The following is a 13184-nucleotide window of genomic DNA, read 5'->3' as shown; positions in this document are numbered from 1 at the left end:
CGGGGTTGGGGGATAATGCCCGGCCCTGCCTGCCCCGAGTCTCGCCATGACCACGCCTTTCGACCCCGCCCGCCAGCAAGCCAGCACGGTCTGCCTGCCACCTGGCAACTGGGCGACGGTACTTGATTGCCTGTGCGACCATTTCAAGGCAATCGAGCGTGCGCAGTGGCTTGACCGCTTTGCTCGTGGCCGGGTGCTCAACGCCGAAGGCCAGGCGATCGCTGCCGACCTGCCTTACCGTCGCGGCATGCGCCTGCACTATTTTCGTGAGGTGCCCAACGAGCGGCCGATCCCGGTAGAGGAAGCCATCCTGCATGTGGATGAGCATCTGGTGGTGGCCGACAAACCGCATTTTCTGCCGGTTACGCCAACCGGCGAGTATGTCGAACAGACGTTGCTGCGCCGTTTGATCCGGCGCCTGGATAACCCGCACCTGGTGCCGTTGCACCGCATCGACCGGCATACCGCAGGGCTGGTGTTGTTCTCGGCCAACCCGCAAACCCGCAGCGCGTACCAAAGGCTGTTCCCCGAGCGCCGCATCGACAAACGCTACCACGCCATCGCCCCGGCCTTGCCCCAGCGTGATTTTCCGCTGGTGCATAAAAGCCGTCTGGTGCATGGCGAGCCGTTTTTCCGCATGCATGAGGTACCGGGCGACGATAACAGCGAAACCCTGGCCGAGGTGCTGGAGAAGCAGGGTGAGCTATGGCGCTACGGCCTTTCGCCGGTGACCGGCAAGACGCATCAACTGCGGGTGCACATGGCGGCACTGGGGGCAGGGATCTGTAACGACCCGTTCTATCCTGAGTTGCTCAAGGTAGAAGATGATTACCAGCGGCCATTGAAGCTGCTGGCACACAGCTTGCGCTTTGCCGACCCGTTGACGGGGGAGGAGCGCTATTTCGAGAGTCGTCTGACCCTCGGTTGGTAGTGCCCCTTCGCGGGCAAGGTCGCGAAGGGGCGCTGGGTTGTCAGCGGTTGAACCGCTCCACCAGTGAGTACTGGCCACCGGCGGTGGTGGTCAATGCTTCGCTGAGCAGCGCCGAATGCTGCGCCTGCTCGGCTGTCTGGTCGGCCAGTTCGGCGATCGTGCTGATGTTGCGGCTGATCTCGTCAGCCACGGCAGTCTGCTCTTCAGTGGCGGCAGCGATCTGGGTCGCCATGTCGGTAATGTTGGCCACCGCCTCGCTGATCCCCATCAATGCCTGGTCAGCCTGCATCACTCGTTCTACACCTTCCTGAGCCTGGCGATGGCCAGATTCCATGGTGAGCACGGCGTTGTTGGCTGTCTGTTGCAGCTTGGCAATCAGGCCATGGATCTGCCCTGTGGACTCAGCGGTACGCTGGGCCAGCTGGCGCACTTCGTCGGCCACCACGGCAAAGCCACGGCCCATTTCGCCAGCGCGGGCTGCTTCAATGGCGGCGTTCAGGGCCAGCAGGTTGGTCTGGTCTGCAATGCCCTTGATCACATCGACCACGCCACCGATTTCGTCGCTGTCCTTGGCCAGTTGCGTCACGGTCTCGCCGGTTTCACCCACGGCCGCCGACAGGCGCTCGATGGCGTCGCGGGTTTCACCGGCGATCTGCCGGCCCTGGCTGGTCAGGCGATTGGCTTCCTGTGTGGCATCGGCGGTGCGCTGTACATGGTTGGCCACTTCCTGGGTCGTGGCGGCCATCTGGTTGACGGCGGCGGCAACCTGCTCGGTCTCGACCCGTTGGCGCTCCAGCCCCGAAGAGCTCTGGTGGGCCAGGACGTCGGACTGGCGTGCCTGGTCGCTGAGGTGTTCGGCGCTGTCCTGCAGGCGGGTCAGGCAGGTTTTCATGCGCGCATCCTGGCTGAGCAGGGCCATTTCCAGGCGTGCCTGCACGCCTCGGCTGTCGGTGTACATCTGCGCGATCAGTGGGTCGGAAGTGGTCTGTTCGGCCAGGCGCAGCAGGCGCTTGAGGCCGCGTTGTTGCCAGCTAAGGCCGAGCAGGCCGAGCGGCACCGACAGGCCGGCGGCCAGGGCGAAGCCCCAGGAATGCCCGAGCCAGTTGCCGATCAGGAAACCGATCTGGCTGACCAGGATGAAGGGCAGCCAGTCCTGCAGCACTGGCAGCCACTTGTCACGGCGCGGAACGGCGGGCTTGCCCTGATTCAGGCGCTGGTACAGGGCTTCGGCGCGGCGGATCTGCTCGGCGGTGGGCTTGACCCGCACCGACTCGAAACCGCTCACCTGGTTGTTGTCGAAGATCGGCGTGACGTAGGCGTTGACCCAGTAATGGTCACCCGACTTGCAGCGGTTCTTGACGATGCCCATCCAGGGCTGGCCTTGCTTGAGGGTCTGCCACATGTGAGCGAACACCGCAGGCGGCACATCAGGGTGGCGTACCAGGTTGTGCGGTGCGCCGATCAGCTCCTCGCGCGTGAAGCCGCTGATCTCGACGAACGCATCGTTGCAATAGGTGATCACACCCTTGGCATTGGTGGTCGAGATCAAGCGTTGTTGGGCAGGGAAAGTCCTTTCCCGTTGGGTAATCGGCTGGTTGTTCCGCATGGGCTGAGTAATCCGCAAGGCTTTCGACAGATATCGGCAAGCCAGTACTTTTATTGAATGGATATTTAACTTCGTTGATCTGGCGCAGGAACGGACTGCGGGGATTACGCTAGCAGGCCCGCACGTTCGCGAAAGATGGCGTCACTATTGCAGGTTTATTGCAGGGAGTGACGTGCAGGTCAAATCATGACTCATTGGCTGGCCAAGAGCCAGCCTCCGGCACAAAAAAGGGGCGCTTTTGCGCCCCGGTCAGCTGGCTTTCAGCTGGCGATCAACTGCCTCAACACATAGTGCAAAATCCCGCCGGCTTTGAAGTATTCCACTTCATTGACCGTATCGATCCGGCACAGTACCTCAATGTCTTGCTGCTGCCCGTCCTCACGGGTGATGCGCAGTTGCAGGCTCATGCCTGGCTTCAACTGAACCCCGGCCAACCCCAGTACGTCGATTCGCTCTTTGCCGGTGAGCCCCAGTTGCTTGCGATCGTGCCCGGCTTTGAACTGCAACGGCAGTACGCCCATGCCGACCAGGTTGGAGCGGTGGATGCGCTCGAAACTCTCCGCCAGTACCGCCTTGACCCCCAGCAGGTTGGTGCCTTTGGCTGCCCAGTCGCGGCTGGAGCCGGTGCCATATTCCTGGCCGGCGATCACCACCAGCGGCGTGCCTTCAGCCTGGTAGCGCATGGCCGCGTCGTAGATCGAGAGCTTTTCCCCAGTGGGCACGTACAACGTGTTGCCGCCTTCTTCACCGGCGAGCATCTCGTTGCGGATGCGGATGTTGGCGAAGGTGCCACGCATCATCACCTCATGGTTGCCCCGCCGTGAACCGTATGAGTTGAAGTCGTGAGGTTCGACGCCTTTTTCGCGCAGGTAGCGCCCGGCCGGGCTGTCGGCCTTGATGTTGCCGGCCGGGGAAATGTGGTCGGTAGTCACCGAATCGCCAAGCAGGGCGAGAATGCGCGCACCCTGGATGTTCTCGATCACCGGCAATGGGCCGCCAATGCCGTCGAAGAAGGGAGGGTGCTGGATGTAGGTGGAGTCGTCCTGCCACACGTAAGTGGCCGCCTGCGGCACTTCGATGGCTTGCCACTGGGCGTCACCGGCGAATACCTCGGCGTACTCCTTGTGGAACATCGCCGTGTCGACCTTGGCCACGGCGTCGGCGATTTCCTGCTGGCTGGGCCAGATGTCACGCAGGTACACCGGCTGCCCGTCCTTGCCGGTGCCCAGCGGGTCACGGGTAAGGTCCAGGCGAACGCTGCCGGCCAGGGCGTAGGCCACCACCAGTGGCGGCGAGGCCAGCCAGTTGGTCTTGACCAGCGGGTGCACCCGGCCTTCGAAGTTGCGGTTGCCTGACAGTACCGAGGCGACGGTCAGGTCGGCGCTGCCGATGGCGGTCTCGATGGCTTCGTCCAGTGGACCGGAGTTGCCGATGCAGGTGGTACAGCCGTAGCCGACCAGGTCGAAACCCAGTTGGTCGAGGTAAGGAGTGAGCCCGGCGGCATTGTAATAATCGGTGACCACTTTGGAGCCGGGCGCCAGCGAGCTTTTTACCCATGGCTTGCGCTGCAGCCCTTTCTCCAGGGCCTTTTTCGCCACCAGGCCGGCCGCCATCATCACACTGGGGTTGGAGGTGTTGGTGCAGGAGGTAATTGCGGCGATTACCACGGCACCATCGCGCAGGGTATAGGTCTGGCCTTGGTGGCTGTAGTCGATCTCGCCGGCCTGGTCGGCATTGCCCACTGCCACACCACCACCGCCTTCGCTTTCCAGGCGGCCGACCTCTTTGGCCAGGGGTTTGGGCTGCAGTTCGATGAAGTGGTCGAACGCCTGGCTGACTTGGCCGAGCGCAACGCGGTCCTGGGGGCGTTTTGGCCCGGCCAGGCTAGCTTCGACTTCGCCCATGTCCAAGGCCAGGGTATCGCTGAACAGCGGTTCCTGCCCCGGCAGGCGCCACAGGCCCTGTGCCTTGCAGTACTGTTCGACCAGTTGCACCGTCTGCTGCGGTCTGCCCGAAAGGCGCAAGTAGTCCAAGGTGACCTCATCGACCGGGAAGAAGCCACAGGTCGCGCCGTATTCCGGTGCCATGTTGGCAATGGTGGCACGGTCGGCCAAGGGCAGGTCGGCCAGGCCGTCACCATAGAACTCGACGAACTTGCCGACCACGCCTTTCTTGCGCAGCATCTGTGTCACGGTCAGCACCAGGTCGGTGGCGGTGATGCCTTCGCGCAGCTTGCCGGTAAGCTTGAAGCCGATCACTTCCGGGATCAGCATCGACACCGGCTGGCCGAGCATGGCAGCTTCCGCTTCGATCCCGCCAACGCCCCAGCCGAGCACGCCCAGGCCGTTGATCATGGTGGTGTGCGAATCGGTGCCGACCAAGGTGTCGGGGAACGCATAGGTGCGCCCATCGGCCTCACGGGTCCATACCGTGCGGCCCAGGTACTCCAGGTTGACCTGGTGGCAGATGCCGGTGCCCGGCGGCACTACGCGGAAGTTGTCGAACGCGCTCTGGCCCCAGCGCAGGAAGGCATATCGTTCGCCATTACGCTGCATTTCGATGTCGACGTTTTCACCGAACGCCTGGGGGGTGGCGTAGCGGTCGACCATCACCGAGTGGTCGATCACCAGGTCCACGGGCGACAGCGGGTTGATCCGCTGCGGGTCGCCCCCGGCCTTGGCCATGGCAGCGCGCATGGCCGCCAGGTCGACTACCGCCGGTACGCCGGTGAAATCCTGCATCAATACCCGCGCCGGGCGGTATTGGATCTCGCGATCGGAACGACGGTCTTGCAGCCAGTCGGCGAGGGCGCGCAGGTCGTCGCTGCTGACCGTCTCGCCATCTTCCCAGCGCAGCAGGTTTTCCAGCAGTACCTTGAGCGACATGGGCAGGCGCTGCAGGTCGCCTAGTTGTCGTGCAGCCTCGGTAAGGCTGAAGTAATGGTAGGTCTGGTCGGCCACCTTGAGGGTCTTGAGGGTTTTCAGGCTATCGAGCGAGGGCATTGCCAACTCCTTATGCACCGGTGCCCGGCATTGGCTGGATGATGCCGGTGTCACCGCTCTGTTTCGGCCCGCACGGTACGGACCTGGCTGAAGAGTCAGGTTAGACCGGTTTGTCTGCCCTGACCCTATTCTGGACCGGCGGGGCATGTCGCAGGTTCCGATCTTCCTTTATCATCGCCGCCCTGCCGGCGCCTGTGGTGCGCCAGCCGTAGTGGAGTGAGAGATGAATACCCTGTTCATGCATTGCCGGCCCGGGTTCGAGGGCGAGGTCTGCGCCGAGATCAGCGAACACGCTGCCCGCCTGGGGGTTGCCGGTTATGCCAAAGGCAAGCCGCAGAGCGCCTGCGCCGAGTTTGTCTGCGCCGAAGCCGAAGGTGCCGAACGGTTGATGGCGCAGCTGCGCTTTGCCCAACTGATCTTCCCGCGCCAGTGGGCGCGTGGCGGCTACATCGAACTGCCTGAGACCGATCGGATCAGCGTGTTGCTCGAGCATCTGGCAACACTGCCGGTGTTTGGCAGCCTGTGGCTGGAGGTGCTGGACAGCAACGACGGTAAGGAGCTGTCGACGTTCTGTCGCAAGTTCGAGGTGCCGCTGCGCAAGGCTTTGGAAAAAGCCGGCCGCTTGGTCGATAACGCCAGCCTGCCTCGCCTGTTGCTGACCTTCATCAGTGGTCGTCGGGTATTCGTTGGCGTTGCCGAGGCGAACAACAGTGCGCTGTGGCCGATGGGAATTCCTCGCTTGAAATTCCCGCGTGAAGCGCCGAGCCGCTCGACCTTGAAGCTTGAAGAGGCCTGGCACCAGTTCATTCCACGGGAGCAGTGGGAGCAGCGGCTGGGCGATGACATGACCGGGGTGGACCTTGGGGCATCGCCGGGTGGCTGGACTTACCAACTGGTGCGCCGTGGCATGCTGGTCACTGCTATCGACAATGGGCCGATGGCAGAGAGTTTGATGGACACCGGGCTGGTTCAGCACCTGATGGCCGACGGCTTCACTTGGCAGCCCAAGCAACCGGTGGACTGGATGGTCTGCGATATCGTCGAGAAGCCGGCGCGCACCACTTCGTTGATCGAGACTTGGTTGGGGGAGGGCTTGTGCCGGGAGGCGGTGGTCAACCTTAAGTTGCCGATGAAGCAGCGATATGCCGAGGTGCGTCGCTTGCTGGACCGCATGGAGGCGACCTTCAAGGCGCGCAAGGTCAAGGTGTCGATTGCCTGCAAGCAGCTGTATCACGACCGCGAGGAAGTGACGTGCCATCTGCGCAGGCTGGACCTGAAACCACGAAAGTAAGCCGTTGCCGTTGCCGTTGCCGTTGCCTTGCTTTTGCTTTTAAGCGCGCGATAGTTCAGACGCCGCAGATTGCGACTTCAGGAGGCCGAGCGCAGGTCTTGCGAAGGGAGGTGACGGGCATGGATGCCCGTCAAGCGCTGCGGCCCATGGATGGGCCGTCAGCGCGGTCCTCCCGGGAGCAAGGCCGGAGCGAGGGAACCCCGGAGCGTAGCGTAGGGGCCGGATGATGGGAGCGGGCGGTTTTTGGTTCCTTTTTGCCAAGACAAAAAGGGACCCGCCGTAAGGGCGGAAAGGTGAGTGAGCGCCGCCACGGCAAATGGATATTCACGCTAGCTGAAAGCCAGAAGCCAGAAGCCAGAAGCCAGAAGCCAGAAGCCAGAAGCCAGAAGCCAGAAGCCAGAAGCCAGAAGCCAAAGCTCATGCGGGGGGGTTCATTCATCCGGGCATATCCATTTGCTGTAGCGACGCTCACCCACCTTTCCGCCCTTACGGCGGGTCACTTTTTGGCAAACGCCCCAAAAAGTAACCAAAAAAGGCTGGCTCCTATCATCCGGCCCCTACGCTACGCTTCGGGGTTCCCTCGCTCCGGCCTTGCTCCCGGGAGGACCGCGCTGACGGCCCATCCATGGGCCGCAGCGCTTGACGGGCATCCATGCCCGTCACCTCCCTCCGCAAGACCTGCGCTCGGCCTCCTGAAGTCGCAATCGGCGGTGCCTGGCATACCGCGCACTTAGAAGCAAAAGCAAAAGCAAAGGCAAAGGCAAAGGCAAAGGTAAAGCAAGCTGTGCTTGCGGCGCAGGGCGTGCAGGTGACTATTGGTCCGCGCCACGCTATGCGCCACAATAGCGATCATTTGCGGAGCACCCCATGACTGACTTCACCCCCGACGCCATCCTTGATGCCACCGGCCTGAACTGCCCAGAACCGGTGATGATGCTGCACACCCACGTGCGCAATCTGGCCGCCGGCGGCCTGCTCAAGGTCATCGCTACGGATCCCTCGACCCGGCGCGACATTCCCAAGTTCTGCAGCTTCCTCGGCCACGAACTGCTGCAGCAGCAGGAAGAGGCCGGTACCTACCTGTACTGGATTCGCAAGAAAGCCGACTGATCCACGCTGGATCGTGCCGGGCATAGCACCTACACTGCGTTCCCCAGACAGGAGAGCGCCATGCTGATAGTTGCCGACGAGAATATCCCGCTGCTCGATGCCTTCTTCGAAGGTTTCGGCGAGATCCGCCGTTACCCTGGCAGGAGCATGGACGCCGCCAGCGTCAAAGAGGCTGATGTGCTGCTGGTGCGCTCGGTGACCAAGGTCGACCGGCAATTGCTCGAAGGCAGCAAGGTGCGCTTTGTCGGCACCTGCACCATCGGCACCGATCACCTGGACCTGGATTACTTTGCCGAAGCCGGCATCCACTGGAGCAGCGCGCCGGGCTGCAACGCCCGCGGTGTGGTCGACTACGTGCTGGGCAGCCTGCTGACCCTCGCCGACCTGGACGGTGCAGCGCTGCCCCAGCGCACCTACGGCGTGGTGGGTGCAGGGGAGGTCGGTGGCCGGCTGGTGCGCGTGTTGCACGGCATGGGCTGGAAGGTGCTGGTCTGCGACCCGTTGCGCCAGGCGGCTGAGGGGGGCGATTTCGTCAGCCTGCAAACTGTGCTCGAACAATGCGATGTGATCAGCCTGCATACCCCATTGCAGCGTGGCGGCGAGCACCCGACCTGGCACCTGCTGGGCCAAGCGCAGCTCGCACAGCTGCGCCCTGGCGCATGGCTGATCAACGCCAGCCGTGGGCCGGTGGTGGATAACGTCGCCCTCCGTGAGTTGCTGTTGGACCGTGAAGACGTGCACGCTGTGCTCGATGTATGGGAGGGCGAGCCGCAGGTCGACCTGCAACTGGCCGACCTCTGCACCCTGGCTACGCCGCACATCGCCGGCTACAGCCTGGATGGCCGCCAGCGCGGCACGGCGCAGATCTACCAGGCGTTGTGCCGCTTCCTGGGTGAGGCCGAGCGCGTGCAGTTGCAGGATCTTCTGCCCAAACCGCCACTGGCGCAGATCGAGTTCGATGGCGAAGCTGACCTTGGCTGGGCCTTGGCGACGTTGTGCCGGGCGGTGTACGACCCGCGCCGCGACGATGCCGATTTCCGTCGCAGCCTGAGCGACGATGCGGCCGAGCAGCGCGCGGCGTTCGACCTGTTGCGCAAACAGTATCCGCCACGCCGTGAAATCGAAGGGTTAGCGGTGCGGTTGCGGGGCGAGGCTCCGCAGTTGGTGCAGATGGTCAATGCCTTGGGTGCAGTGGTCGTTTGACGAGCAGGCAGAACATTCCGGGCAAATAAAAACCCGGCGCCAGCGCCGGGTTTCAAGCAATTCTTCATTCAGCCCTTGCGCACCTTCTTCACCCGGCTTTCCTCGAGGTCCTTGCAGGCCTGCTGGATCATTTGCTCGGTGATCGGTACTTCACGGCCCTGGGCATCGATGATCGATCCGCAGACCTTCGGTTGTGGGGTGCTCTGGGGCTTCTGGGTGTCGCTGCCATGCTGCAAGCTCATCTACAGTCTCCTCATCAGGTCCAATATCAAGGTAAACCTGTGCCGTGACTGGCCTGTGACAGCGGCTCTTGGAGGTCACGACAGCTACAGTCCACCAGAAAGTGCGGCAAACCTCCAGAGGCGTTTTAGAACGATGGGCTATAGGCACTGCCATGCTGGATGAATGGTAGGCTGCTGTTTCACTGTCATTGTGGTCCATCGCCATGCCCGAACCGGTTTCTTCACGTCAGCGTCGCGCCTTGTTTCTCTGCTGGCAATTCATGCGCCCATACCGTCGCCAAGCGCTGTTGGCGTTGCTGGCTCTGGTAGTGACCGCCGGCATTACACTGTCCATGGGGCAAGGCATTCGCCTGTTGGTGGACCAGGGGTTCATGACCCGTTCGGCTCACCAGCTCAATCAGACCATCGGCCTGTTCCTGCTGTTGGTGCTGGCGTTGGCGATAGGGACATTCAGCCGCTTCTATCTGGTTTCCTGGATCGGTGAGCGGTGCGTGGCCGATATTCGCCGCGCCGTATTCGATCACCTGATAGGGCTGCACCCTGGCTTTTTCGAAGACAACCGCAGCTCGGAAATCCAGTCCCGGCTGACCGCCGATACCACATTGCTGCAGGCGGTCATCGGCTCATCACTGTCGATGTTCCTGCGCAACGCCCTGATGGTGATCGGCGGTGTCGTGCTGCTTTTCATCACCAACCCCAAACTCACCAGTATCGTCGTGGTGGCCCTGCCTTTGGTACTGGCGCCGATCCTGCTGTTTGGCCGGCGCGTGCGCAGCCTGTCGCGCCAGAGCCAGGACCGGGTGGCGGATGTGGGCAGCTATGTGGCCGAGACGCTGGGGCAGATCAAGACCGTGCAGGCCTACAACCACCAGGCATTAGACCGCCAACTGTTCGCTGGAACGGTAGAGGCGGCCTTCGCCGTGGCGCGCCAGCGTATCGCGCAGCGGGCCTGGTTGATCACTCTGGTCATCGTGCTGGTGCTGGGCGCGGTGGGGGTGATGTTGTGGGTCGGCGGCATGGATGTGATCGCCGGGCGCATCTCCGCAGGCGAACTGGCAGCCTTCGTGTTCTACAGCCTGATCGTCGGTAGTGCCTTCGGTACTTTGAGCGAAGTCATCGGCGAACTACAGCGCGCCGCCGGCGCGGCCGAGCGTATCGCCGAACTGCTGGCGGCGCGTAGCAGCATTCTAGAGGCCGAGCAGCCGTTTGCGCTGCATCGCCAGCGCGCTGGTGGGCGTATCGAGCTCAAGAACCTGGTATTTGCTTACCCTTCCAGGCCATCGGTTGCCGCCATCGACAACCTGAGCCTGGTCATCGAGCCAGGCCAGACCGTGGCGCTGGTGGGGCCATCCGGCGCGGGCAAATCGACATTGTTCGACTTGCTGCTGCGCTTCTACGACCCCCAGCAGGGGGGCATCCTTCTGGATAACCAGCCAATCACCAGCCTGGCGTTGGGCGAACTACGCCGCCAGTTCGCCCTGGTAGCGCAGAACCCCTCACTGTTCCGCGGTACGGTCGAGGCCAATATCCGCTATGGGCGCCCGCAGGCGAGCCTGGCCGAGGTCGAAGCGGCGGCGCGTGGCGCACATGCCGATGAGTTCATCCGGCAACTGCCGCAGGGTTACCAGACACCGCTGGGCGAGGGTGGTATTGGCCTGTCGGGCGGGCAGCGGCAACGTCTGGCGATTGCGCGGGCGTTGCTGGTGGATGCGCCGATCCTGCTGCTCGACGAAGCCACCAGCGCCCTCGATGCGCAGAGCGAGCACTTGATCCAGCAGGCGCTGCCGAGCCTGATGGCGGGCCGCACTACGCTGGTCATCGCCCATCGCCTGGCCACGGTGCAGCATGCCGACCGCATCGCGGTCATCGACAAGGGGCGCCTGGTGGCGGTGGGCACCCACCGTGAACTGATCGAAAAGAGCCCGCTGTACGCCAGGCTGGCCTCGCTGCAGTTCAACGCAGGTTGACGCATCGAAGGCTTGTAACATTTTTGTAGCAATTGCTTGAGACTATCCCTTCAACTGTTGCGTAAGTGCTCGACCTGGCTGCTATCGATTGATGGCAGCTTTTTTTGGCCTGCGAACGAGGACATGGATGTCTGTGGCGGCGCTGCCAGCGGCACGCTGTTTCCTAAATCCTTGTTCCCGAGATCTGCGATGTTGCGTAAATCCCTCAGAGTACAAATTCTTACCCTGCTCGGCGGCAGCCTGGCGGCGATGCTGCTGATTGCCTTGGTGTGCTTCCAGTTTCTGTCCTCCAGCGTGCGCAGTTATGCCACGCTGGTCGATGGACCACTGCAGGCCTCGCAATCGATCGACGAAGCCAACCTGCAGTTCAAGATCCAGGTGCAGGAGTGGAAAAACGTGCTGCTGCGCGGCCGCCAGCCGGCTGAGCTGGAAAAGTACTGGCAGCAGTTCCAGGCCCGGGAGCAGCAGGTTCAGCAGTTGCTTGGGCAACTGATCGACAGCAGTGATCAGAAGCTCAAGGAGCCTTTGCAGCAACTGCGTGACAGCCATCGGCAATTGGGTGTGGCCTACGCGCAGGGGCGCCAGGCGTTTCTGGCCGCAGGTGGTGACCCGGTCGCCGGCGATCTGGCTGTCAAAGGTGTCGACCGTGCTGCCAGCGAGCAGATGAGCGCGTTGGTCGAGCAGTTGCGCGCCGACGCCCGTGAACGCGCCGACAGCATCAATGCCAGGGCCGAGCGCACGGTATGGCTGGGTATGCTGGTGATGCTCGGGTCGGCACTGCTGGTCGGTTTGCTCAGCCTGTGGCGGGTCAACCGTAGCCTGATCGAGCCGATCAGCCAGTTGATCGAGTACGTAGCGCAATTGAGCCAGGGCCGCTTTGGCGCTCGGGTCGACAGCCGTCGCGAGGATGAACTGGGCCGCCTTGCGCGGGCGGCCAATACCTTGCGTGATTTCCTTGCCGAAACCGTTGGCCGGCTCAAGGACAATGCCCAAGAGCTCGAAGGCGCCAGTGGCCAGCTGCGCAGCATCGCCGGTGACATGGCGCGCGGTACCCATGACCAGTTCCAGCGCACCGATCAGGTGGCCACGGCGATGCACGAGATGTCCGCCACTGCCCAAGAGGTTGCCCGTCACGCCGCCGAAGCCGCGCGCGCGGCCGATGAAGCCGACCACAGTGCCCAGGCTGGCGAGCGGGTAATGCAGCAGACCATCGACATCATTGGCGTGGTCAACCGGGAGATCGCAGGTACTGCGGCGGTAATCCGCGATCTTGAAACTGACAGTTCGCGCATCGGCAAGGTGCTGGAAGTGATCCGTGGTATCGCCGAGCAGACCAACCTGCTGGCGCTCAATGCGGCCATTGAAGCAGCCCGTGCGGGTGAGGCCGGGCGCGGCTTTGCGGTGGTCGCCGACGAGGTGCGCAGCCTGGCTCAGCGCACGGCGGCGTCGATCGCCGAAATCCATCAGATCATCGAGGCGGTACAGTCTGGTGCCTTGGACGCGGTCAAGGCCATCGAAAGCGGGCAGCAGCGCAGCGAGGAGGGGGCCGAGCAGGTGCAGCAGGCTGGGCAGATGCTGCAGCGCATCACCACGGCGGTTGAGGCCATCCGTGACATGAACCGGCAGATCGCCACGGCCGCTGAAGAGCAGACCAGCGTGGCCGAGGACATCTCGCGCAACCTGGTCGAGATTACCCGCATCGCCACAGCCAACCAGGAGGCAGTGCAGCACACCGAGCAGGCAGGCCAGCGCCTGCATGGGCTGTCGGGGCAGTTGGGTGAGGTCACTTCGCGGCTTACCGCGTAGTGCTTATCGCGCATGACAAAAAGCCC

General features: G+C 63.0%; 9 protein-coding genes and 1 pseudogene. 7 read left to right on the top strand and 3 right to left on the bottom strand.

What is annotated here, in order from left to right; all coding sequences use genetic code 11:
* Nucleotides 1-46 precede the first annotated feature (46 nt).
* Entirely contained in the window at nt 47-931 is an 885-nt protein-coding gene (locus tag ACMGGN_RS13885; RefSeq protein ID WP_046786480.1) for a pseudouridine synthase, read from the top strand.
* A 40-nt stretch (nt 932-971) separates the two neighbouring features.
* Here ACMGGN_RS13885 and ACMGGN_RS13880 read toward each other — a convergent pair whose 3' ends face one another.
* Both ACMGGN_RS13880 and acnA read right to left on the bottom strand, forming a co-directional pair.
* Nucleotides 972-2537 carry a methyl-accepting chemotaxis protein gene (locus tag ACMGGN_RS13880; RefSeq protein WP_115275420.1) on the bottom strand — a complete coding sequence of 522 codons (1566 nt, stop codon included), beginning with the start codon at nt 2535-2537 and terminating at the stop codon, nt 972-974.
* A gap of 260 nt (nt 2538-2797) precedes the next feature.
* On the bottom strand, nt 2798-5539 hold the full coding sequence (gene acnA, locus ACMGGN_RS13875; protein WP_115275419.1) for an aconitate hydratase AcnA: 2742 nt from the start codon (nt 5537-5539) through the stop codon (nt 2798-2800).
* Between the two features lie 223 nt (nt 5540-5762).
* On the opposite strand from acnA, the gene rlmM reads away from it, so the two are divergent.
* The 3 genes from rlmM to pdxB all read left to right on the top strand — a co-directional run bounded on the left by rlmM (nt 5763) and on the right by pdxB (nt 9143).
* Nucleotides 5763-6830 carry a 23S rRNA (cytidine(2498)-2'-O)-methyltransferase RlmM gene (rlmM, locus tag ACMGGN_RS13870; RefSeq protein WP_046786477.1) on the top strand — a complete coding sequence of 356 codons (1068 nt, stop codon included), beginning with the start codon at nt 5763-5765 and terminating at the stop codon, nt 6828-6830.
* 867 nt (nt 6831-7697) lie between these two features.
* Nucleotides 7698-7940, top strand: coding sequence for a sulfurtransferase TusA (gene tusA / locus ACMGGN_RS13865; RefSeq protein WP_414156043.1), 243 nt, complete (start codon nt 7698-7700; stop codon nt 7938-7940).
* Between the two features lie 60 nt (nt 7941-8000).
* On the top strand, nt 8001-9143 hold the full coding sequence (pdxB, locus tag ACMGGN_RS13860; protein ID WP_046786476.1) for a 4-phosphoerythronate dehydrogenase PdxB: 1143 nt from the start codon (nt 8001-8003) through the stop codon (nt 9141-9143).
* 68 nt (nt 9144-9211) lie between these two features.
* Here pdxB and ACMGGN_RS13855 read toward each other — a convergent pair whose 3' ends face one another.
* On the bottom strand, nt 9212-9385 hold the full coding sequence (locus tag ACMGGN_RS13855; protein ID WP_174141787.1) for a PA1571 family protein: 174 nt from the start codon (nt 9383-9385) through the stop codon (nt 9212-9214).
* Between the two features lie 203 nt (nt 9386-9588).
* Between ACMGGN_RS13855 and ACMGGN_RS13850 the strand changes: the two genes are divergently transcribed.
* The 3 genes and pseudogenes from ACMGGN_RS13850 to ACMGGN_RS13840 all read left to right on the top strand — a co-directional run bounded on the left by ACMGGN_RS13850 (nt 9589) and on the right by ACMGGN_RS13840 (nt 13158).
* Nucleotides 9589-11352, top strand: a complete 1764-nt coding sequence (locus ACMGGN_RS13850; protein ID WP_174141786.1) for an ABC transporter transmembrane domain-containing protein — start codon at nt 9589-9591, stop codon at nt 11350-11352.
* A gap of 123 nt (nt 11353-11475) precedes the next feature.
* Nucleotides 11476-12273 (top strand): annotated as a pseudogene (locus ACMGGN_RS13845) (methyl-accepting chemotaxis protein); the annotation flags it as partial.
* 117 nt (nt 12274-12390) lie between these two features.
* A complete protein-coding gene (locus ACMGGN_RS13840) occupies nt 12391-13158 on the top strand; it encodes a methyl-accepting chemotaxis protein (protein ID WP_414156836.1) in 768 nt (255 codons plus the stop codon).
* Nucleotides 13159-13184: the final 26 nt, after the last annotated feature.

The organism is Pseudomonas sp. BNK-30 (assembly GCF_047456185.1).
GTDB lineage: Bacteria > Pseudomonadota > Gammaproteobacteria > Pseudomonadales > Pseudomonadaceae > Aquipseudomonas > Aquipseudomonas putida_E.
Note: the sequence above shows the minus strand (reverse complement) of the source record. Positions and strands in the feature narration are given on the sequence as shown.

Coding starts and splice junctions, on each gene's coding strand:
- ACMGGN_RS13840 (WP_414156836.1), top strand. CDS start 12,391: ATGGCGCGCGGTACCCATGACCAGTTCCAGCGCACCGATCAGGTGGCC.
- ACMGGN_RS13855 (WP_174141787.1), bottom strand. CDS start 9,385: ATGAGCTTGCAGCATGGCAGCGACACCCAGAAGCCCCAGAGCACCCCA.
- ACMGGN_RS13880 (WP_115275420.1), bottom strand. CDS start 2,537: ATGCGGAACAACCAGCCGATTACCCAACGGGAAAGGACTTTCCCTGCC.
- acnA (WP_115275419.1), bottom strand. CDS start 5,539: ATGCCCTCGCTCGATAGCCTGAAAACCCTCAAGACCCTCAAGGTGGCC.
- tusA (WP_414156043.1), top strand. CDS start 7,698: ATGACTGACTTCACCCCCGACGCCATCCTTGATGCCACCGGCCTGAAC.
- ACMGGN_RS13885 (WP_046786480.1), top strand. CDS start 47: ATGACCACGCCTTTCGACCCCGCCCGCCAGCAAGCCAGCACGGTCTGC.
- pdxB (WP_046786476.1), top strand. CDS start 8,001: ATGCTGATAGTTGCCGACGAGAATATCCCGCTGCTCGATGCCTTCTTC.
- ACMGGN_RS13850 (WP_174141786.1), top strand. CDS start 9,589: ATGCCCGAACCGGTTTCTTCACGTCAGCGTCGCGCCTTGTTTCTCTGC.
- rlmM (WP_046786477.1), top strand. CDS start 5,763: ATGAATACCCTGTTCATGCATTGCCGGCCCGGGTTCGAGGGCGAGGTC.